This window comes from Pseudoduganella sp. SL102 (assembly GCF_027856995.1).
Taxonomy (GTDB): domain Bacteria; phylum Pseudomonadota; class Gammaproteobacteria; order Burkholderiales; family Burkholderiaceae_D; genus Rugamonas; species Rugamonas albidiflava.
The window spans coordinates 2,306,654-2,328,090 of sequence record NZ_CP115554.1 but is presented as its reverse complement, the minus strand read 5'-3'; the positions used below and the strand labels follow the sequence as shown (position 1 = coordinate 2,328,090).

At 62.1% G+C, this 21,437-nt stretch carries 10 protein-coding genes, 2 tRNA genes and 3 rRNA genes; 3 read left to right on the top strand and 12 right to left on the bottom strand.

All coding sequences use genetic code 11. The features are described from left to right. The first annotated feature begins 31 nt into the window (after positions 1-31). Complete coding sequence (locus tag OU994_RS09870) at positions 32-1,441, top strand: hypothetical protein (RefSeq protein ID WP_281610603.1); 1,410 nt, start codon at positions 32-34, stop codon at positions 1,439-1,441. Between the two features lie 20 nt (positions 1,442-1,461). Here the strand turns inward: OU994_RS09870 and OU994_RS09865 are convergent, their stop codons facing one another. The 4 genes from OU994_RS09865 to OU994_RS09850 form a co-directional block, all read right to left on the bottom strand. Further along, entirely contained in the window at positions 1,462-2,913 is a 1,452-nt protein-coding gene (locus tag OU994_RS09865; RefSeq protein ID WP_281610602.1) for a DUF3482 domain-containing protein, read from the bottom strand. Then, a complete protein-coding gene (locus OU994_RS09860; RefSeq protein ID WP_281610601.1) occupies positions 2,910-4,358 on the bottom strand; it encodes a DUF2868 domain-containing protein in 1,449 nt (482 codons plus the stop codon). The genes OU994_RS09865 and OU994_RS09860 overlap by 4 nt, the downstream gene beginning before the upstream one ends. Positions 4,359-4,777: 419 nt before the next feature. Continuing rightward, positions 4,778-5,269, bottom strand: coding sequence for a hypothetical protein (locus tag OU994_RS09855; protein ID WP_281610600.1), 492 nt, complete (start codon positions 5,267-5,269; stop codon positions 4,778-4,780). A 124-nt stretch (positions 5,270-5,393) separates the two neighbouring features. Next, complete coding sequence (locus OU994_RS09850; RefSeq protein ID WP_281610599.1) at positions 5,394-7,025, bottom strand: hypothetical protein; 1,632 nt, start codon at positions 7,023-7,025, stop codon at positions 5,394-5,396. A gap of 471 nt (positions 7,026-7,496) precedes the next feature. Here OU994_RS09850 and OU994_RS09845 point away from each other — a divergent pair, with 471 nt between their 5' ends. Beyond that, the gene (locus OU994_RS09845; RefSeq protein ID WP_281610598.1) at positions 7,497-10,502 is read left to right on the top strand and encodes a TonB-dependent receptor; all 3,006 of its coding nucleotides are present in this window, start codon (positions 7,497-7,499) and stop codon (positions 10,500-10,502) included. Positions 10,503-10,547: 45 nt separating this feature from the next. On the opposite strand, the gene OU994_RS09840 is transcribed toward OU994_RS09845, so the two are convergent. From OU994_RS09840 to OU994_RS09830, 3 genes are all read right to left on the bottom strand, one after another. Next, on the bottom strand, positions 10,548-10,817 hold the full coding sequence (locus OU994_RS09840; protein WP_281610597.1) for a hypothetical protein: 270 nt from the start codon (positions 10,815-10,817) through the stop codon (positions 10,548-10,550). A 10-nt stretch (positions 10,818-10,827) separates the two neighbouring features. After that, entirely contained in the window at positions 10,828-13,269 is a 2,442-nt protein-coding gene (locus tag OU994_RS09835; RefSeq protein ID WP_281610596.1) for a M43 family zinc metalloprotease, read from the bottom strand. A 282-nt stretch (positions 13,270-13,551) separates the two neighbouring features. After that, positions 13,552-14,178, bottom strand: a complete 627-nt coding sequence (locus tag OU994_RS09830) for a DUF1579 family protein (RefSeq protein WP_281610595.1) — start codon at positions 14,176-14,178, stop codon at positions 13,552-13,554. A gap of 517 nt (positions 14,179-14,695) precedes the next feature. On the opposite strand from OU994_RS09830, the gene OU994_RS09825 reads away from it, so the two are divergent. Further along, complete coding sequence (locus tag OU994_RS09825) at positions 14,696-15,892, top strand: IS256 family transposase (protein WP_281610594.1); 1,197 nt, start codon at positions 14,696-14,698, stop codon at positions 15,890-15,892. Positions 15,893-16,160: 268 nt separating this feature from the next. Here the strand turns inward: OU994_RS09825 and rrf are convergent. The 5 genes from rrf to OU994_RS09800 form a co-directional block, all read right to left on the bottom strand. Further along, a 5S ribosomal RNA gene (gene rrf, locus OU994_RS09820) occupies positions 16,161-16,273 on the bottom strand. 131 nt (positions 16,274-16,404) lie between these two features. Next, positions 16,405-19,280, bottom strand: a 23S ribosomal RNA gene (locus tag OU994_RS09815). Between the two features lie 204 nt (positions 19,281-19,484). Further along, a tRNA-Ala gene (locus OU994_RS09810) sits at positions 19,485-19,560 on the bottom strand. Positions 19,561-19,584: 24 nt separating this feature from the next. Further along, a tRNA-Ile gene (locus OU994_RS09805) sits at positions 19,585-19,661 on the bottom strand. 95 nt (positions 19,662-19,756) lie between these two features. Beyond that, positions 19,757-21,287, bottom strand: a 16S ribosomal RNA gene (locus OU994_RS09800). Together the 16S, 23S and 5S rRNA genes with 2 tRNA genes alongside form the textbook arrangement of a ribosomal RNA operon. Positions 21,288-21,437 lie beyond the last annotated feature (150 nt).

Sequence of the window (21,437 nt, the reverse complement as noted above, 5' to 3'; positions counted from 1 at the left end):
ATGGGCTGTTCCATCACGACAGGAACACTCCATGCTCCCTCCCCTCCCGCGCCGGCGCGCCATGTTGTCCATGTTCGCCGTGGCGCTGCTGGCCGCGTGCGGCGGCGGTTCTTCCGAACCCGGGCCGCGCCAGGGCGACCAACCGCCGCCGCCTCCACCACCGCCCCCACCGCCACCCGTGCCGGTGCAGTACGCACTCTCCGGCGCTGCCATTGTCAAGGTCCGTGCGGCCGGTGGCGCTTGGGCGGCGCTGGCCGAAACCCAGAAGGTGGAAACGCAGACCCGGCCTGAACGCCGCCTGCTGTTCGCCCGGGGCGCCGGCACGCCGGCCACCTATGCGCCGCCGGCCGGCTGGTCGCTGCTCGACTTCACCCAGCACCCTTCGCTGGAGGTGTCGGCGATCCTGGGCACCGATACCGAAGCGCGCCTGCTGCGCTTCGACAGCCGCGGCACCCTGCTGCGCGAGCAGGCGTTCGCCGACCCCGCGGTGCGGCACGATCCGTACATGGACGACCCGATCTACGTGCGCGATCCGGACGCGATGCTGCCTTACGTGACACGCGACGCGGCACGCCTGGCATCGCTCGGCGAAGAGGCCGTGCTCGCGCTGCGCACCGGCAAGGACGCGGTAGTCGCCTACCGGTTCGGCTACGGCCCGGCCGGCTTCACCCAGCGCTGGCGCACGCTGGTGGAACCGGGCGTGCAGCTCGGCCTGAGCGCGATCATCGGCGGCGGCTTCGATCCGTTCCAGTCGCTCGCCAATCCGGCCCATGTCCGGCTGGACGTGAGCGCGACCGGGCGCATCGCCATCGCGGTACAGAGCGACCGGACCAACCTGATCGACGGCCACGCGCGCCACTTCCATGAAACGCTGCCGGCCGGGATGGCGTATGGCCTGTTCGTCACCGAACTCGATGCCGCGGGCACGCGCCTCGGCACGCGCGTGGTGCCGATGGCGGTGCGCCCCGAAGTGCACGGCGTGCGCTGGGTCGGCGACACGGTGGCGGTGACCGGCCGGCAGCGCACGTCGACGCCGGCCGACCATGCCGGCTGGGATGCCTACGTGGCGCTGCTCGAGCCCGGCCACGCACCGCGCGTGCAGCTGGTCGACGTGGACCGCTGCGACATCGTGTTCGACGTGCTGCCGCTGGCGGACGGGCGCATGCTGGCGGCAGGTACCACGGGCTACACGCAGAATCCGGGCGGCGCGAGCATTTCGGAAACGTCGCAGCCGCTGCTGGCCGTGCTCGATGCGAATGGGGCCGTGCAGCAGCGCCTGCCCTTCACCGCGGGCGCCCGCCAGAACCAGGTGCGCTCGCTGGCGGCGTGGAACGGCGGCTGGCTGGCCGGCGGCCTGGTCAACGGCCCCGGCACCCACTCGGGCGATGGCGATCCGGCGCTGATCTTCGCCGATGGCTACGTGCGCGAAGGGAAGCTGTAGCGGCGCGGAGGCTGGGCGGTTCAGCCCGAAACCGGCGCGCCAGGATACAGGCGCGCCAGCACCTGCCGGGCGATCGCGACCAGCAATGCCGTGGCGGCGGTGATATCCGGCTCCTCCTGCTCGCGCAGGGCACGCCACAGGTCGGCCACCTCGCTCTCGCGCAGCGCCACGGCCTGCTCCACCTCGTCCTGCCAGAACGCCGGCGCCTCGCTTTCGACGAAGTTGCCGCGCCCGCGCCCGAAGTGCGCCACGGCCAGGTAGCGCAGCACGTTGGTGACCAGCAGCGTGCGCAGGAAGTCGTCGGACAGCGCGATCGATGGCGTGTTGCGGTCGGTGCCGGCATTGAAGCCCCAGGCGGCGCCGGCGAACGTGAGCGCGCCGATCACGCCGCCCAGCAGCGCGCCCGTGCCCAGCGTGAGGCCGCCGGCGGCCAGGTCGGCGGACAGGCCGGTCGCGGCACCGGACACGATCGCCCCCAGCAGTGCGGCCTGGCCCTTTTCGACGGGCGCCTTGACGACGAAGTTGTTGCTGACGCGGGCATTGATCGTGGTGGCCGCGCTGGCGTCGAGCCGGTGCAGCGACAGCAGGCCCACGGTGGCCTGGCCGATGCCCAGGTTGAGGCGCGCCACCAGCGTGTTCATGGCCCGCTCCTGCCGCTTGCGGTCGTCGCCCTTGCCGATGCCGACCAGCTTGAGGGCGGAACCGAGCATGCTCTTGTCGGCCGTTTCGACCAGCTGGCGGTCGCGCGCCGCATCGTGCAGCTGCTGCGCAATCACGGCCATCGACTGGTGGAAGCGCTGCGCATTCTGCGCTTCCCAGGCGGCCAGCAGGCGGCCGTGCGCGGGGCGCTTCTCCTCCGGCACGAGCCGGCCCAGCGCTTCGTAGAACACGTGCTCGTGCACCCAGCAGCGGGCAAACGCATCGAGCGCCAGCACATCGCGCACCGCGCCGTACTGGCGCATGTGCTCGCGCCAGCGCAGCTGTTCGGCCGCCTCTTCCGGTGCCGGCCGCGGTGGCCCCATCTGGTTGAGCAAGACCAGCACCGGCTTGTCCAGCCACTCGAGGATGCGCATTTCCGATGGCAGGTAGCCGGCATCCTCCGGCCGCTCGGCGGAGTTGACCAGGTACAGCACGATGTCGGCGTCGTCGCGCGCGGCGCGCAGCGCCTGCTGGCTGAGCCAGAACGGCCGGTCCCGGTAGCGGTCGATCACTTCGCGCAGGAACCAGCCGATCGGGTTGCCGGCCATCGCCAGGCGCTTCATCAGCCGCACCGAGTCGCCGAAGCCGGGGGTATCCCACAGCACCAGGCGGTCGCCCCCTTCGGTGGCCTGCAGGGTGTGCGCTTCGTTCAGCACCGTCACATGCGCCGCATCGCGCACTTCGCCCACGTCCATGCCCAGCAGCGTACGGGCCAGCGTGGTCTTGCCATTGTTCGTATGCGAGATCAGGGCCAGCTGGATCGTCGTGCTCATGCGCCCTCCCCCTTGGCCGGCGCCTGCGGCGCAAGCAGGTTGACGACGGTGGGCTCGGCGCCGTGGAACACGCAGAACTCGCGCCACAGTTCCACCCGGTCGCGCACGCGTTGCGGATCGGGCGTGCGGCTGCTGAAGGCGGATTCGTCGAGCAGCACGACGACCCGCTGCGCCAGCGCCCCCGCGGCCTGGACGATGAACGCCCCATGGGCTTCCTTCTCGGGCGTGGCGGCCAGGCTGAACAGCAGGGCCGTCGACGTGACGCCGGGATCGCGGGGGTGATCGATAGTGCGCAGGATGGCCGCGGGGTCGGCACCGTAGGCAACCGGTGGCAGCAGGCGCACGCGGGCGCGCTCGCCCAGCAGCTGCGCCGCCACCGCTTCCAGGCCGCGGCTGCGCGCTTCGTCCACCGTGAAGCTGTAGGGCAGCACGCGCAGCATGCCCGCCTCGCCGCCGGCGGCATCGTTCAACTGGCGGAAATAGGGCTGGTCGAGATCGAGCGGGAAGCGGCGCTTCAGCATCGCCGCCCTGGCGGCCGCGAACCCGGCAAACACGAGACGGGGCAGGACGACCAGCAGCACCAAGGTCGCGGCATACAGGTGCACCCAGCGGGCGCCATCCACCGCCGCGGCAGGCCTGCCCGCCGCGAAATGCAGCGCCTGCACATCGGCCAGCGTGAAGCCCTGCAGGCCGAACACGGTGATCGCCGGCCAGAACAGGATCGCCAGTATGTCATGGACCTGTGCGGCGTTCAAAAACGTGCTTTCCCAGCCGGCGCCGTATTGCGACAGCATGCCGCGCGCATACAGCGATGCCAGCGCCCCCACGGCGAACAGCGCGGCGGAGAGGTGCATCGTGCGCGACAGGCGCGCCCCGTTCAGCCGCGCGCTCAGCAGGGTCCAGTCGGCCATGAACGCATACAGGCCGGACGACAGCGCGTGCGGCATCTTGCGCGGCATCGCGCCCTTGCCCACCGACAGGTGGCGAATCCATGCGGCACGCACCCGCGTGGTGCCGGCTTTCGGTATGCACAGCCACACCAGCATCACCAGGTACACGAGCAGGTTCCAGCCGACGATCGCCAGCAGCGGTGCGGACAGCAGGTCGACCCGGTGCGGATCGGTGATCCGGTCCAGCGCTCCGCCGAGCACCAGGGCCAGCAAGGGCAGCAGCCAGGCGGTGGCGTGCAGGCCGGGCGCGCGCTTCGCGAACGCCGCGAACGCCGGATGGCGCTGGGACAGCTTCTTGATGACCTGTTCGGAACGCTGCTGCAGGAAATGCTCGGAAGTGGCCGGCCCCCTGGTTTCCGACGCCTGCCACTGGGCCAGTTCGCGGGCGGTGCGGTTGGCGTAGCGGCGATCGTCGTCGCTGAGGATTTCGCGCTTCTGGTCGGTGGTCTCGATCGCGCGCACCAGGACCACGCTGCGAGCCAGCTCTTCGTTCATGGGCTTCCTCTATTGTTGAATCCGGATTGTAACGCTCCGGGCGCGCGGCAACCGTTCAGGTACCCGCGGGCGCTTGAACGCGAAGAAATCTTAGCCGCTTTGACGCGGCGATTGGATCCTGTCTGCTCTGGATGGCGGCGCCATGGGCAGGACGCTGGCGCCGGTCTGGGCGGACGGTGGCGATAGTGCGCGCGTCAGGCGGCCGCCATCGTTACTGGCCGTCATCGTTACTGCTTTGCGCCGCATGCGCCGGGCGTGGCGTGGCCCGGCCAGGTCTGCCGACCAGGGCCGGGCTGGAGCGCACCGTGCGCGGGGTAGTACTTGCACAAATTCACTGGCACAGATTCACTGGCACAGATTCACTGGCACAGGTTCGGCCGATGGACCGGTGCCAGCGCACACCGCGCACGGGGCCCTGGTCAGCGCTGCTGGATCTTGTCGGTCGGGCGGCTGCCGGCGTCGGATGGCGCCTCGCCCGGATTGCCCTGGCGCTGCTGGTTGTTGGCATCGCCGGATTGCCGGTTGCCGGAAGGGCCGGTCGGCGATTCCTGCGAACCGGCCCGCTGTTTCTGTTCCAGGCCGCCATGGCCGGACTGGCGCGGTGCCGCTGCGCGGTCTTCATCGGCCCGGGCTTCCTCGCGCATGGCTTTCTGGCGGGCGCTCCAGCCTGCCTGCTGGGCGCCCTCGCCGCCCCGGCTGCTGCCCACCTCTTCGTCGGGCATGCCCTGCATCGAACCACGGTCGCGAAGCGAGGTGCCCTGCTGCTCTTCCGATGCGGATTGCACGTTTGCACCACCCTGCGCGACGGCGCCAGGGGCCACGCCCTGCAGGCTGCCTTCGGCGACGGTGTTCTGGTCCTTGGTGGTTTGCGAGCGGACGCGTTTATCGTCCGGACTGCCTTTTTTCGACATGATGTCCTCCTCCTGTGGCGACGCCAGCGGGGCGTCAACAGGGCGATCATGCGCCCGCGGCATGCATGGCTGTATCGGCGCAGCCTGTGCGGGCTTGTAGGACATGCCTTACCCGGGAGAAGACTCAGTGCACCAGCTCTTCCGGCCGTGAAACGGATCGCTTGCCGGCGGCCCTGGCTTTCCTGCGCCGCCAGAGGTAGAAGGCCAACGCCCCCAGGAGGGCGCCGCCGATGCCGGCCACCGGCAGCGGAACAGGCGCCGGCTCGCGCTCCAGCACGGTGGAAGGATCGCGCAGCGCCGCCGGGAAAGGCCGCGCCGCCACCGGCACGATCTTCCAGTCGGCCTGGTTTTCCGGCACGCGCGCGCGGAATTCATCGAACGAGAACACCGGTGCCGACCCTGTCGCGCGGCTCGACGGCACCTGCGGAATGCGCACCAGGAAGATCGCTTCCACATCGTCCCGAAGCTGTTGTTCGTAGGCGGTCAAGGTGCGGCTGCTCCCCTTGGCGCCGACGATCTCCAGCAGGTCCAGCCCCGCAGCTTCGAACGCCACCGCCGGCAGCAGCCGGGTCTGCTCTTCATTCAGGTAGTCGTAGATCTTGCGGCCGGCCTGCAAGCTGCGATCCTTGGCGGCAATGAAGGCATACGCGGCCAGCGATTTCACTGGCGCGGTCGGGCCGCGCCCGGGAATATGCCAGCCGAGCGAATCGAATACGTCGACACTGATGCCGGCGCAATTCGCGCTGGCGTGGCGATACTGGAAATCATGCCGGTAAAGCTGGTTGAACACGCGTTGCACGCCACCCTGGAATGCCGCCGCGGTGCGCTCGTTTTTCAATACCGCGACCAGCATATAAGACGGGCGATAGTATTGCTGGCCGCTATTCAAATCCATCAGGTAGTTATCCATCGGGACGGTCGCCGCCACGATGCCTTTTTCGCTGAACGAATCCAGATTGTAGAAATTATTCACGGCCCAGTCGGCCCATTGCCCGCGTTCGCCGATGCGGCCGGTGGCAATGGCGAAATGCCCGCCCATCGCTTCATCGTCGTCGCCCTGGGCGCCATTCAGCACGAATCCCAATACCGGCTTTTGCCGCCAGTCGCGCTGCTGGCCGGGATGCCGCTCCCATAACAGGCGTGTTTCCATTCCGCCGCCCTCTTTCATCGGCGCGCGGACGAATGCCGCCAGGTCGGAGGGTTTTTGCAGCGGCGCGCTGTGCAGACGGGCCGGTTCGAAAGAGAAATCGCTGGGCCAGATGGTGCGGGCGACAAACACCTCTTCAGCACCGGCGCCGCCGAACGTGCCGCGCATCCGCACCTCGCGCCCGGCGAAATAAGCGGCAGTGCCAGCGTTGGCATAGGACAGGTTGGTGGCGATCTTCGGCACCAGTTCGATGTCGAGTTCACTCCCGGCGGAAGTGCGCACGCGCTGGCCGCCTGGCAGCATCACCGCGCCTTCGAGAATGCTGGGAGCACCGATCCACACGAGGGATGGATGGGCCAGCTTCGTGGCCGATGATCCGGCGGCCCATGCGGCGACATCGCTGCGCCTGTCGGCTCCCGGAGTGAAGCCGGACACCGCCACGCCCGGTCCGGGCACGGCGATCACTTCATTTTCGAAATACCACAGGCCTTGTTTCGGCACCGTGCAATCGCCGCATTTTCCTGTACCGAGCCGCATGCCGTCGGCGGACAGCAAGCCGATGGATTCCCGTTCCAGTGCGCCTTTCAAGCCGGCGGGCGATGTATTCACGGAAGTTTCCGCGGCAGTGGCAAACATGGCAAACGCAGCTGCGATCGCAGCAAAAAGAATTTTGGGCATGCTGGTCTCGCTCTGGTAAAGAGCCGAGCTTACCAAGAGCATTTTCCCGAAAAATTGATATTGTGCATTGTTTCCCGCTTCTTTCCGCCTTCTTTCCCGCTTCTTTCCCGCCGGCTTTCCAAGATTTGACTGGAATACAACAGTTGAACGTGTCCGTGTTTTTCTATTTAGTGAATTTCGCTAAACACGCGGGGTCCGCTGGCACTGATGTTGACGCCCGCCGCGCTTTTGATAAGACTCGATTGTACCTAATAAATTTTGGACATCACTTTCGGCAGGCGGCGCGATATTGCCGGTCATCGCACTGCCGGCTTGAAAAGGGATGTACCGGAAAAACGGCTGATCCACATCCGGACTGTCAAGGCGCGTGGAGAGCGGCCCGTACCCCAACTGGAGACAATAATGAAAACCATCGAGAAAACCGCGATCGCCGTGGCTGCGGCGCAATTCGCCATGCTGTGTTGCGCCCCTGCCGCGGGCCAGGAAGCCGCGGCCGGCACTGAAACGGCCACGGTCGTCGTCACCGGGCAGCGCGCCGCCCTGCAATCGGCACAGAAAATCAAGCAGGATGCCGACGAGATCGTCGACTCGATTGTCGCCGACGATATCGGCAAGCTGCCGGACCGCTCGGTGACCGAAGTGCTGCAGAGGGTGGTCGGGGTGACGATGGACCGGGCCATGCAGGGCGATCCGCAGCGCTTCGCCATCGAAGGTTCGGCCATCGCCATCCGGGGCCTGACCTATGTGCGTTCCGAGCTGAACGGACGCGAGTCGTTCTCGGCCAATGGCGGCCGCTCGCTCAATTTCGAGGATGTGCCACCCGAGCTGATGGCCGGTGTCGATGTCTACAAGAATCCCTCGGCCGAGCAGATCGAAGGCGGCATCAGCGGCCTGGTCAACCTGCGCACCGCGATGCCGTTCGACCAGGCCGGCTTCAGGGGCGCGATTTCGGTACAGGCCACGCATTCGCGGCTGTATGGCGGCAAGGCGCAGCCTTCCTACTCGCTCCTGCTGTCGAACCGCTGGAAGACCGGGCTCGGCGAATTCGGCGCACTGGTGGACCTGGCCCACTCGAAGAGCAATACGCGCACCGACAATTTCGTCATCGATCCGCTGTATCCGCATGACGAGATCGAGCCTGGCCGCACGGTCTGGGTACCGAAGGCGGCAATGTGGCGCTCGATGGAATACCAGCGCGAACGCAAGGGCAAGTACGCGGCCTTCCAGTGGCGTCCGAATCGACAGTTGAGCACTTCGCTGACCTACTTCCGCTCGGATTACGAGATGACGTGGTCGGAAGCGGCGATGCTGATGCAGCACACCACGCCCTTCGATATCAAGGTGGCCAACGGCGTGTACGACGCGGCCGGCGCATTCGTCAGCGGCATCCTGTCCGACCCGAAGGCCGGCGGCATCAACGTCAACCCCGACCGCCAGGTGTATGACCGCAACTCCGATACCACCGATATCGCCTTCAATGCGCAATGGCGCGTCAGCCCGGCATGGACCATCGAGGCGGACGTCCAGCGCGTGCGTGCCAATACCGCCGGCTTCGCATCCGATGTCGCCACCGGCGTGCAGCTGCCATCGCAGCATCTCGACCTCAGCGGCAAGCTGCCGGTCATCCACTTCACCGATGACGACCGCAAGTACCTGGCGAATCCCGCCAATTACTACTGGGCCTACACGATGGAGCACCTCGACCGCTCGCATGGCGAGAACGATGCGCTCAAGCTCGACGCGGTGCACACCTTCGACCACCCTGTGCTGCGCGACGTCCGCTTCGGCGTGCGTGCCGCCGAGCGCGAGTCGCGCACCGAGGACACCGGGTATCACTGGGAAGGCGTCACGCAGCCGTGGATGGTGGGCTGGCAAATCCCGCATGTGGCGCGCCTCAACGATCCGCGCTTCGCCGCGCCTTACAGCGTAAACAGCTATCCGAACTTCTTCCTTGGCGATGCCACGGTCCCCGGCGTCATCTTCCCGGATACCAGCCTGGCGCGCGGCTTTCCCGGCACCTACCAGAAACTGCATGATTTCCACCAGATCCTGTGCGAGGAACAGCGGATCGCGCAGGGCTGGGGCGGATGCGCGCCATGGCAGGGCAAGTCGCTCACCGACAAGCCCGAAGATACCAACCTCGTCACGGAAAAGACCAAAAGCTTCTACACGCAGCTGCGCTTCGGTTTCGATCAATGGCGCTTCCCGGTCGATGGCAGTCTCGGCGTGCGCTATGTGAAAACCGATCTGAAGGCCAGCGGCTATACGGTCTTCACGCCGTCGGTGCCGTCCGGATCGGATGGCGGTCCGGTGACCGGCGTACCGATACCGGATATCCCCGCCTATGCCGCGCACCAGAGCTACGAGAATTCCTACAGCAAGCTGTTGCCGACGCTGAACCTGCGCCTGAAAGCCAGCGACAAGCTGCAGTTCCGCCTGGCGCTGGGCAGGGCCATGGCGCGCCCGGACTTCAGCAAGATGCAGGGCAGGACCACGCTGACGCAGAACATCACGAGCACGACCGATGCGGAGACGGGCGTGGTGCGGGTGACCAATGTCGACCTGTCCGGTACCGCCAGCGGCAACCCGATGCTGCGCCCCACCACCGCCAACCAGATCGACGTGACGGCCGAGTATTATTTCGCGCCCGGCAATTCCATCACCCTCGCGGTCTTCAACAAGCGGCTCAAGGATATCGTGGTCGACCAGATGTCGACCTACAACCTGCCGGACGCCAGCGGGAAGATGCATGCCTTCGGGGTCACGTCGCCGGTCAACGGCGCCAAGGGAACGGCACGCGGATTTGAAATCGCCTACCAGCAGTATTTCGATTTCCTGCCGGCGTGGGCCAGGGGACTCGGCGTGCAGAGCAGCTTCACGTTCGTCGACAGCAAGCGCAAGCTGTACAACCCCGTCTTCAGCGCATGGTGCCAGGGCAGCGACAGCGTCTCGAACCTGAACATGTACATCAACGGCTGCGACACGGATGCCCGCTCGTTCGGCAACCTGCCGTTGACCGGGCTGTCGCGCCGGACCGTCAACCTGGCCCTGATGTTCGACCAGGGGCCGGTATCGGCCCGGCTGGCCTACAACTGGCGCTCGCGCAGCCTCCAAGGGCTGTCGGTGTATGGCGCACGGGGCTTCGATGCGAAAGACACCAATCCGGCCAGCAGCACCTTCGGCGCCACCAATCTGGGCTGGGGCCTGCCGCTGTGGTCGGCGGGGTATGGCCAGCTCGACGGCTCGTTCTTCTACAAGCTGACCGACAACCTCTCTCTGGGGATCGAGGCGCAGAACCTGACCAATACGATCTTCAAGCAGGAAGTCACGCAGCATGTGGGCCAGCAGCGGCACGCGTGGTTCGTCACGGGCCCGCGGTACACGGCACAGATGCGGTACAGCTTCTGAACGGTTCGGGAACCGGCCACCCTTGCGGTGGCCGGCAATCCCGCATCAGCGCATCCTGATTTTCAGGCGATCGGTGCCGGCATCGACGATGTCGAACGGTGGCGCCGCTTGTGGTGCCTTCATGCGGTCATCCGGGCCGGGCATGCCGGCACTGGCGCGGCCGCCCGGATCGAAGACCAGGGTTTCCCGCCCCCGCCGGCTGGGCGGGAAAGGAAACGTATCGCGCGGACGGTACACCTGGATCTCCCCCTCGTCCTCCTCGAACGAGTGGGCCCAGGTGATGGCCGCGTGCGGGCCGGACGGTTGCGGTGCCATCGCCGCTCCGTCAGGCATGCATCGTCAGCGACCGGTGCAACAGGTCCCTGGCGGTGGTGGCGATCGCCGGCGCCTGGGGTGCCTGTACCTGTGCCGCTGCCGGTACCGCCAGGCCGCCCGCCTCCTGCGAGCCGGTGCGGAATGCCGAGATCACGCCTCCCATGAACTCGTAGTCCGTGACGGACGGCCCCCACGCGGCGCCATCCCACCACTTGTGATACAGCGCGCTATCGGTGCCGGTGACGAAGACATCGAGCCGGTTCGGACCCCACGACGCGACGCGGGGCGTGGAGGTGCAGGTGCCGCCCATGTATTCATAGCCGGTGAGCGACGGCCCCCAGGCGGCGCCATCCCACCACTTGTGGTACAGCGCGCTGTCGGTGCCGAGCACGAACAGGTCGAGGCGGTTCGGCCCCCACGCGACCGCTTGCGGCGCACCGACGCAGATTCCGCCCATCCGTTCGAAGCCATCGGCGGACGGTCCCCAGGCCGAGCCATCCCACCACTTGTGGTACAGCGCGCCATCGGTACCGGTGACGAAGACATCGAGACGGTCCGGACCCCATGCCACGGCGCGCGGAGCGGAAGTGCAGATGCCCCCCAGCCGTTCATAACCGGTCAGCGACGGGCCCCAGCCGACGCCGTCGAACCACTTGTGGTACAGCGCACGGTCGGTGCCGATAACGAACACGTCAAGCCGGTTCGGGCCCCACGACACGATTTCCGGCTGGCCGATGCAGGTGCCGCCCATGTCTTCATAGCCGGTGACGGACGGCCCCCACGCGGCGCCATCCCACCACTTGTGGAACAGTGCCCGGTTGGTGCCCAGCACGAAGACATCGAGCCGGTTCGGACCCCATGACACGATGCGCGGGTCGCCGGAGCAGATGCCGCCCATGTACTCGTAATCCGTGACGGAAGGCCCCCAGGCGGCGCCATCCCACCACTTGTGATACAGCGCGCTGTCGGTGCCGGTGACGAACACGTCGAGGCGGTTCGGTCCCCATGCGACGGCCTGCGGCACGCTGGTGCAGGTGCCCCCCATCTGTTCGTAGCCGGTGACCGATGGCCCCCAGCCCGAGCCGTCCCACCATTTGTGGTACAGCGCGCGGTCCGTGCCGAGCACGAAGGTGTCGAGCCGGTTCGGGCCCCATGCCACCACGGGCTCCGAGCTGGGCCGCGTGGCCGTGGAGTCGATGCCGATGCTGGCGCGCACGCCGTCGAGGCAGGCCTGCATGCGTGCCACCTGGCCGGCGGAGAACATCACCATCGCGCGGTCGTCGACATAGTCCATGTAGTTCATGAACATGTCGCCATCCGGGCCGTTGTTGCACGAGATATGGGGGAAGGTGGGGACGCCGACGTTGCCGCCGCCCTGGTTCGGCGTATCGGCCACGTTGTCGGAGCCGGAGCAGCCGGTGCCGTCATCGCCCCAGATGTGGAAGAGATCCAGCCAGTGGCCGATCTCGTGCGTCGTGGTGCGGCCCAGGTCGAATGGGGCCGCCGCGGTACCGATGGTGCCGAACGCCGATTGCAGGCAGACCACGCCATCGGTCTCGGCCGGGCCGCCGGGGAACTGCGCGTAGCCCAGCAGGCCGCCACCCAGCTGGCACACCCAGATATTGAGGTATCGCTCTGCCGGCCAGGCGTCCAGCCCGCCGCTGGCGGCCGACTTGACGGCGTCGTTGTCGCTGAATGCCGCGACCGTGGTTTGCCGGCGCTCGATGCCCGTGGTGGGCGCGCCGTTCGGATCGGACGTCGCGAGCACGAATTCGATGCGGGCGTCGGCGGCCAGCGGCAGGAATGGCGGCGGCGTGGTGGCGACATCCGGATTGGTGCGGCGGAAGTCGCGGTTCAGCACCTCGATCTGGCTGGCAATCTGTGCATCGGAAATGTTTTGCGCAGCGGTGTTCCACACGACATGGACCACCACCGGAATGCGTGTCACGCCGGTGCGTTGCGCGCTGGCGCTGCCCGCTTCATAACGCTGCGCGCGGATTTCGATCTGGTCACGCGCCCGTGCGTAGGCGGGATTGGTCGACAACAGGCGGCGATGCACATCCATCGTGGCGCAACGCCTGACCCGCGGCTGGCTGTTGCCGCCGCCGCTGCCGCCCGAGCCGCCCGAACCGCCCATGCCTCCCGTGCCGCCGGTGCCACCCTGGCCGGCGCCGCCGCCGTTCATTGGTCCGCCTGGCATGGCATTGTTGCGGCTGTCTGCCCGCTCCGTCATGCTTCCCGCAGGCATGCCGTCCAGGCTGCCCCGTTTCGATACGCCGGGCATGCCGCGATCGTCGCCATCGGCCAGGCCGAGCGGTTGTTCGCCAGCCATCTGGAAATGCGCGATACCATTGCCGCTGGCCGCCCCGTCGCCTTTCGCTGCGTTCGGTTCGCTGCAGCCGCAATCATCGGCCATTGCCGCGGCCGCCCCTTTTTGCTGTTTCGCTTTCATGTCGCCTCCCTAGTGTTGAGTCCCGCACTGTCGTGCACACTTCGAGCGCCCATGCGCGCCACCTCCCATCGTGAGTGATATGTCTCGTTTCATACTAGGCCATATATCCGGCAGGGCGCCGGCTATCATCACCGCCGGATCACATTAATATTGATCCGTAGAGCGGCGCGCGATAGCTTGAGTACACCGGGAAATTGGCCGAGCAATGCAAGCGCCACGCTGCTGGCGCTGACGGGAACGCTGACGGGAGCGCCAGGATCGCGAGCGGCGATATCCGTCCGGCTACTTGATGCGGGTGTACTGCATTTCCATGCATTTCACATACTTGCCTTTCGGCCCCGGCGCCCACCACTCCATCGTGTGATGGTCGTTATCGGCGATGATGAACTTCATGATGTAGGGCACTGCCTTGGCTTCCATCGCATCGGATGTCATGCCTCTCAACGTCAGCACATTGCCCTTCAGCGCCCCTTGCGACGTGCTCAGGCTCGAGGTCGAGGTATCGATCCAGGTCGCCGCATACTTGTTCGTCACATTGTCGTAGCCCATGGTTGCCTTCCCATCGAAGGGCTCGCCAGCGTAGGTGCCGTGGTAGGTCTCTTCCAGGAAGCGCTTGTCGAGAACCCACTGGCGTTCACTGGTGCCCAGTTCCGGTTCCGGCGCCGGCGCCTGCGGCGGCACTCTGGACGGTTCCGTCCACATTTTCAGCGATACGCTGAACTTGCCCGCGAGGGGTTCGAGCTTCCGGTGGCCCGGTCCAGGCATGCTGGCCTGCTTCATTTTCGCAGTCACCGCCTGCTCGAATGGCGTGGGCGCCGGGCGCTCAGGCACTTGCCCGGCACGCGCCAGGACAGGCACGTGGATGCTGGCCATAACCAGCAGGGCTCGCAATACGTGCTGGTGCCTCATGGACATCTCCTCTGCAACCAGGAGGTTGCCAGTCCATTGTCGGACGCGGCGCAACGAACTTCAAGCGGCGAGCCCATGCTCCCAATATCCGCAAACGGCCCAGGAAGCCTGAAAAACCGGTGACAGGCTCCGATTTTTTCGAAAGGTTTCCGGAAAACCGGTGACAGGCTCCGATTGTTTTCGAAAGGCTCTTCGCAGTTGGAGCCCGTCACCGTTTCCCTGCAACTTTCGCGACGAAATTGGAGCCTGTCACTGGTTTCGTTGCAGGTTTCGCGACGAAATCGGAGCCTGTCCCCGGTTTTTCGGTAACAATTTGGGTGGCCAAAAGCAAAAAACCCCCGCCAGATCACTGGACGGGGGTTTCTCTATATAACAGCCTGGATTGTGTCCCGCAGCGTGGTGTATGAAGACTTCGCCAGAGTTGGCGTTTAGGAAGGCAGCTTGAGGGCGGCCATTGTGATTCTTGAGGTAATGTTGGGTTTGCGAAGACCTTAACAAAACCACAGTAGGAGCCACAATGACCGACGCCACTATCGCATTATCCGAGCTTGCCGAAAAGGGGGCAGAAGCAGATTTCATCCGTCAAACGCTGCAGCACGCCCTGCAGCGGCTTATGGAGATGGATGTCGAAGCGCTCTGCCAAGCTGCATACGGCCAACGCAGCGATGAGCGCATTAAGAGCCGCAACGGCTACCGCGACCGGGCTTACGAAACCCGGGCCGGCAAGGTTGATCTGAAAATCCCGAAGCTGCGCAGTGGCAGCTACTTCCCCGGCTTTCTCGAGCCAAGGCGCACTGCCGAAAAGGCGCTCACTGCAGTCATCCAAGAAGCCTACATCCAGGGGATCTCGACGCGCTCAGTCGATGAGCTGGTCAAGGCAATGGGCATGAGCGGGGTATCGAAAAGTCAGGTTTCCCGGCTGTGCGAAGAGATCGACGAGCGCGTACAAACGTTCTTGAATCGGCCGATCGAAGGCGATTGGCCCTACCTGTGGATCGACGCGACATACGTGAAGTCGCGCCAGGCCGGGCGGGTCGTTTCCGTGGCCGTGATAATCGCCGTGGCCGTCAATACCGATGGTGTGCGTGAGATTCTTGGCGTAGCAACTGGGCCTTCGGAGGCAGAGCCTTTCTGGACCGACTTCCTGCGCGGTCTGACGCGTCGCGGCCTACGTGGCGTGAAGCTGGTCATTTCCGACGCCCACGAAGGCCTCAAAGCCGCTGCCAGCAAAGTACTCAAAACGAGCTGGCAGCGCTGCCGCGTCCACTTCATCCGCAATGCCCTGGCCCATGCTGGAAAGGGCCAGCGACAAGCCGTACTCGCCATGATCAACACGATCTTCGTGCAGGAAACTGCGGAAGCGGCCAGTGCACAGTGGCGCATCGTTGCCGATCAGCTGCGGGCCAAATTTCCGAAACTGGCTGCGATGATGGACGATGCTGAGCACGAGGTACTGACGTTTATGACCTTCCCGAAAGCGCATCGGACCCAAATTCACAGCACCAATCCGCTTGAAAGATTGAACGCCGAGGTGAAGCGTAGAACCAACGTCATCGGTATATTCCCTAACGATGCCGCCATCATCCGCTTGGTCGGGGCCATGATGCTCGAACAGAATGACGAGTGGTCCTTGCAGCGCCGATACATGCAGCTTGAAGGATTATTGTCCTTGAGCGACAATCAGCCCGCACGGCTCTCCGCCGTGATTAACTGATCGGGGACCCAGCCCCTTGAGAATCACTTCTCATACACCACTCCTGGGGACACTATCACAGCCTGACGATAACCTACTTTCACACTGGTTGCAGCACTATCATCGGCGCAAAGTCGTTTCACGGTCCTGTGAGTGGAGCGACGTCGGGCAGTGCCCGGCGGAGCAAAAAAACCCGAGACGCCGAGCCAAGTCCGCGGCGCATTACAAAACACGAAGCACAAATGGAAAAAGCCCACCAGATCACTGGTGGGCTTTTCTCGGTATAACAGCCTGACGATAACCTACTTTCACACTGGTTGCAGCACTATCATCGGCGCAAAGTCGTTTCACGGTCCTGTTCGGGATGGGAAGGGGTGGGACCGACTTGCTATGGTCATCAGGCATGACTTGTATGCAGCGCCATCCCCTATAGGGCAACGTCACTGCTCAATCCGGAAGAAGTAAAGCGAGGGTAACTCTCATCACAGAGTAAATGCGAGGAATCATCATTGATTCATAACCGTCAAGGTTATAGGGACAAGCCGTACGGGCAATTAGTATCAGTTAGCTTAATGCATTACTGCACTTCCACACCTGACCTATCAACGTCCTGGTCTCGAACGACCCTTCAAGGAGCTCAAGGCTCCGGGAAATCTCATCTCAAGGCAAGTTTCCCGCTTAGATGCTTTCAGCGGTTATCTCTTCCGAACTTAGCTACCCGGCAATGCCACTGGCGTGACAACCGGTACACCAGAGGTTCGTCCACTCCGGTCCTCTCGTACTAGGAGCAGCCCCCTTCAAATTTCCAACGCCCACGGCAGATAGGGACCAAACTGTCTCACGACGTTTTAAACCCAGCTCACGTACCACTTTAAATGGCGAACAGCCATACCCTTGGGACCGGCTACAGCCCCAGGATGTGATGAGCCGACATCGAGGTGCCAAACTCCCCCGTCGATATGAACTCTTGGGAGGAATCAGCCTGTTATCCCCAGAGTACCTTTTATCCGTTGAGCGATGGCCCTTCCATACAGAACCACCGGATCACTATGTCCTACTTTCGTACCTGCTCGACTTGTCGGTCTCGCAGTTAAGCACGCTTATGCCATTGCACTATTAGCACGATGTCCGACCGTACCTAGCGTACCTTCGAACTCCTCCGTTACACTTTAGGAGGAGACCGCCCCAGTCAAACTGCCTACCATGCACTGTCCCCGATCCGGATAACGGACCAAGGTTAGAACCTCAAACAAACCAGGGTGGTATTTCAAGGTTGGCTCCACGAGAACTGGCGTCCCCGCTTCAAAGCCTCCCACCTATCCTACACAGATTGGTTCAAAGTCCAATGCAAAGCTACAGTAAAGGTTCATGGGGTCTTTCCGTCTAGCCGCGGGTAGATTGCATCATCACAAACACTTCAACTTCGCTGAGTCTCGGGAGGAGACAGTGTGGCCATCGTTACGCCATTCGTGCAGGTCGGAACTTACCCGACAAGGAATTTCGCTACCTTAGGACCGTTATAGTTACGGCCGCCGTTTACTGGGACTTCAATCAAGAGCTTGCACCCCATCATTTAATCTTCCAGCACCGGGCAGGCGTCACACCCTATACGTCCACTTTCGTGTTTGCAGAGTGCTGTGTTTTTATTAAACAGTCGCAGCCACCATTTTATTGCAACCCTGTCACCCTTCCACAGTAAAGTGGTCAAGCTACTGGGGCGTACCTTTTCCCGAAGTTACGGTACCAATTTGCCGAGTTCCTTCTCCCGAGTTCTCTCAAGCGCCTTAGAATACTCATCTCGCCCACCTGTGTCGGTTTGCGGTACGGTCTCGTATGACTGAAGCTTAGAGGCTTTTCTTGGAACCACTTCCGATTGCTTCGCACCACATGGGCGCTCGTCCCAGTCCCTTGAATTATGTGCCCGGATTTGCCTAAGCACCTTCTATGAACCAGAAACTGACTATTCCAACAGTCAGACAACCTTCCGCGATCCGTCCCCCCATCGCATCATACGACGGTGCAGGAATATTAACCTGCTTCCCATCAGCTACGCATCTCTGCCTCGCCTTAGGGGCCGACTCACCCTGCTCCGATGAACGTTGAACAGGAAACCTTGGGCTTACGGCGTGCGGGCTTTTCACCCGCATTATCGCTACTCATGTCAGCATTCGCACTTCTGATACCTCCAGCATCCTTTACAAGACACCTTCGCAGGCTTACAGAACGCTCTCCTACCATATGCATAAATGCATATCCGCAGCTTCGGTGACTGGCTTAGCCCCGTTACATCTTCCGCGCAGGACGACTCGATCAGTGAGCTATTACGCTTTCTTTAAATGATGGCTGCTTCTAAGCCAACATCCTGACTGTTTTAGCCTTCCCACTTCGTTTTCCACTTAGCCAATCTTTGGGACCTTAGCTGGCGGTCTGGGTTGTTTCCCTCTTGACACCGGACGTTAGCACCCGATGTCTGTCTCCCAAGCTCGCACTCATCGGTATTCGGAGTTTGCAATGGTTTGGTAAGTCGCGATGACCCCCTAGCCATAACAGTGCTCTACCCCCGATGGTGATACTTGAGGCACTACCTAAATAGTTTTCGGAGAGAACCAGCTATTTCCAAGTTTGTTTAGCCTTTCACCCCTATCCACAGCTCATCCCCTAATTTTTCAACATTAGTGGGTTCGGTCCTCCAGTGCGTGTTACCGCACCTTCAACCTGGCCATGGATAGATCACTTGGTTTCGGGTCTACACCCAGCAACTAGCGCCCTGTTCGGACTCGATTTCTCTGCGGCTCCCCTATTCGGTTAACCTCGCTACTGAATGTAAGTCGCTGACCCATTATACAAAAGGTACGCCGTCACGGAACAAGTCCGCTCCGACTGTTTGTATGCACACGGTTTCAGGATCTATTTCACTCCCCTCCCGGGGTTCTTTTCGCCTTTCCCTCACGGTACTGGTTCACTATCGGTCGATTACGAGTATTTAGCCTTGGAGGATGGTCCCCCCATATTCAGACAGGATTTCTCGTGTCCCGCCCTACTTGTCGCATACTTAGTACCACCGGTCTGATTTCGCGTACGGGGCTATCACCCACTATGGCGCCTATTTCCAGAGGCTTCCACTACCAGTCCGACTATCATATGCAGGCTCTTCCCATTTCGCTCGCCACTACTTTGGGAATCTCGGTTGATTTCTTTTCCTGCAGCTACTTAGATGTTTCAGTTCGCCGCGTTCGCTTCACACACCTATGTATTCAGTGAGTGATGACCTATAAGGCCGGGTTTCCCCATTCGGAAATCTTCGGATCAATGCTCGTTTGTCAACTCCCCGAAGCTTATCGCAGACTTCTACGTCCTTCATCGCCTGTAATCGCCAAGGCATCCACCATGTGCACTTATTCACTTGTCCCCATAACCTTGACGGCTATAGCGCAAGCATTTACTACTGTGTTTGATGAGTTTTTGTATGCGTTCCTTTCGGAACACTACCCTAAGTGTATTCATTGCTGAATACGCTTAATAAAACTTTACTTCTTCCAGATTGTTAAAGAACGAAACAGCAGTGATCTCTAAAAGATCAAACCTAAATCTGACGACTTACGTTTGGACTTTTTGGTGGAGGATGACGGGATCGAACCGACGACCCCCTGCTTGCAAAGCAGGTGCTCTCCCAGCTGAGCTAATCCCCCAGGGAATTACATGCGCTTGATACGTGGTGGGTCTGGTTGGGCTCGAACCAACGACCCCCGCGTTATCAACACGGTGCTCTAACCAGCTGAGCTACAGACCCGCATTCATACTAGCGGTGCTACTGTTTCTTCTTCATTCGACAGTCGATAAGTGTGAGCGTTTGATGCACGACCTTGCGGTCAGTGCCGACTCTAGAAAGGAGGTGATCCAGCCGCACCTTCCGATACGGCTACCTTGTTACGACTTCACCCCAGTCACGAATCCTACCGTGGTAAGCGCCCTCCTTGCGGTTAAGCTACCTACTTCTGGTAAAACCCGCTCCCATGGTGTGACGGGCGGTGTGTACAAGACCCGGGAACGTATTCACCGCGACATGCTGATCCGCGATTACTAGCGATTCCAACTTCATGCAGTCGAGTTGCAGACTACAATCCGGACTACGATACACTTTCTGGGATTAGCTCCCCCTCGCGGGTTGGCGGCCCTCTGTATGTACCATTGTATGACGTGTGAAGCCCTACCCATAAGGGCCATGAGGACTTGACGTCATCCCCACCTTCCTCCGGTTTGTCACCGGCAGTCTCATTAGAGTGCCCTTTCGTAGCAACTAATGACAAGGGTTGCGCTCGTTGCGGGACTTAACCCAACATCTCACGACACGAGCTGACGACAGCCATGCAGCACCTGTGTTCAGGTTCCCTTTCGGGCACTCCTAGATCTCTCCAGGATTCCTGACATGTCAAGGGTAGGTAAGGTTTTTCGCGTTGCATCGAATTAATCCACATCATCCACCGCTTGTGCGGGTCCCCGTCAATTCCTTTGAGTTTTAATCTTGCGACCGTACTCCCCAGGCGGTCTACTTCACGCGTTAGCTGCGTTACTAAGTCAATTAAGACCCAACAACTAGTAGACATCGTTTAGGGCGTGGACTACCAGGGTATCTAATCCTGTTTGCTCCCCACGCTTTCGTGCATGAGCGTCAGTCTTGACCCAGGGGGCTGCCTTCGCCATCGGTGTTCCTCCACATCTCTACGCATTTCACTGCTACACGTGGAATTCTACCCCCCTCTGCCAAACTCTAGCCTTGCAGTCTCCATCGCCATTCCCAGGTTAAGCCCGGGGATTTCACGACAGACTTACAAAACCGCCTGCGCACGCTTTACGCCCAGTAATTCCGATTAACGCTTGCACCCTACGTATTACCGCGGCTGCTGGCACGTAGTTAGCCGGTGCTTATTCTTCAGGTACCGTCATGAGGCACGGATATTAGCCGTACCCTTTTCTTCCCTGACAAAAGAGCTTTACAACCCGAAGGCCTTCTTCACTCACGCGGCATTGCTGGATCAGGGTTGCCCCCATTGTCCAAAATTCCCCACTGCTGCCTCCCGTAGGAGTCTGGACCGTGTCTCAGTTCCAGTGTGGCTGGTCGTCCTCTCAGACCAGCTACTGATCGTCGCCTTGGTGAGCCTTTACCTCACCAACTAGCTAATCAGATATCGGCCGCTCCAGGAGCACAAGGCCTTGCGGTCCCCTGCTTTCATCCTTGGATCGTATGCGGTATTAGCGTAACTTTCGCTACGTTATCCCCCACTCTTGGGCACGTTCCGATATATTACTCACCCGTTCGCCACTCGCCGCCAGGCCGAAGCCCGCGCTGCCGTTCGACTTGCATGTGTAAAGCATGCCGCCAGCGTTCAATCTGAGCCAGGATCAAACTCTTCAGTTTAATCTCTGTTTTTCCGATACTGCTATCGGAGGTCACTTACTCAAATAACTGACGAACTATCGTTAGATAGTCACGTTTATTACTTGTGTAAGCGTTTGATGCTATATATTTTGAGCTGTCTGAACCGAAGTTCAGGGCACACCACATCAA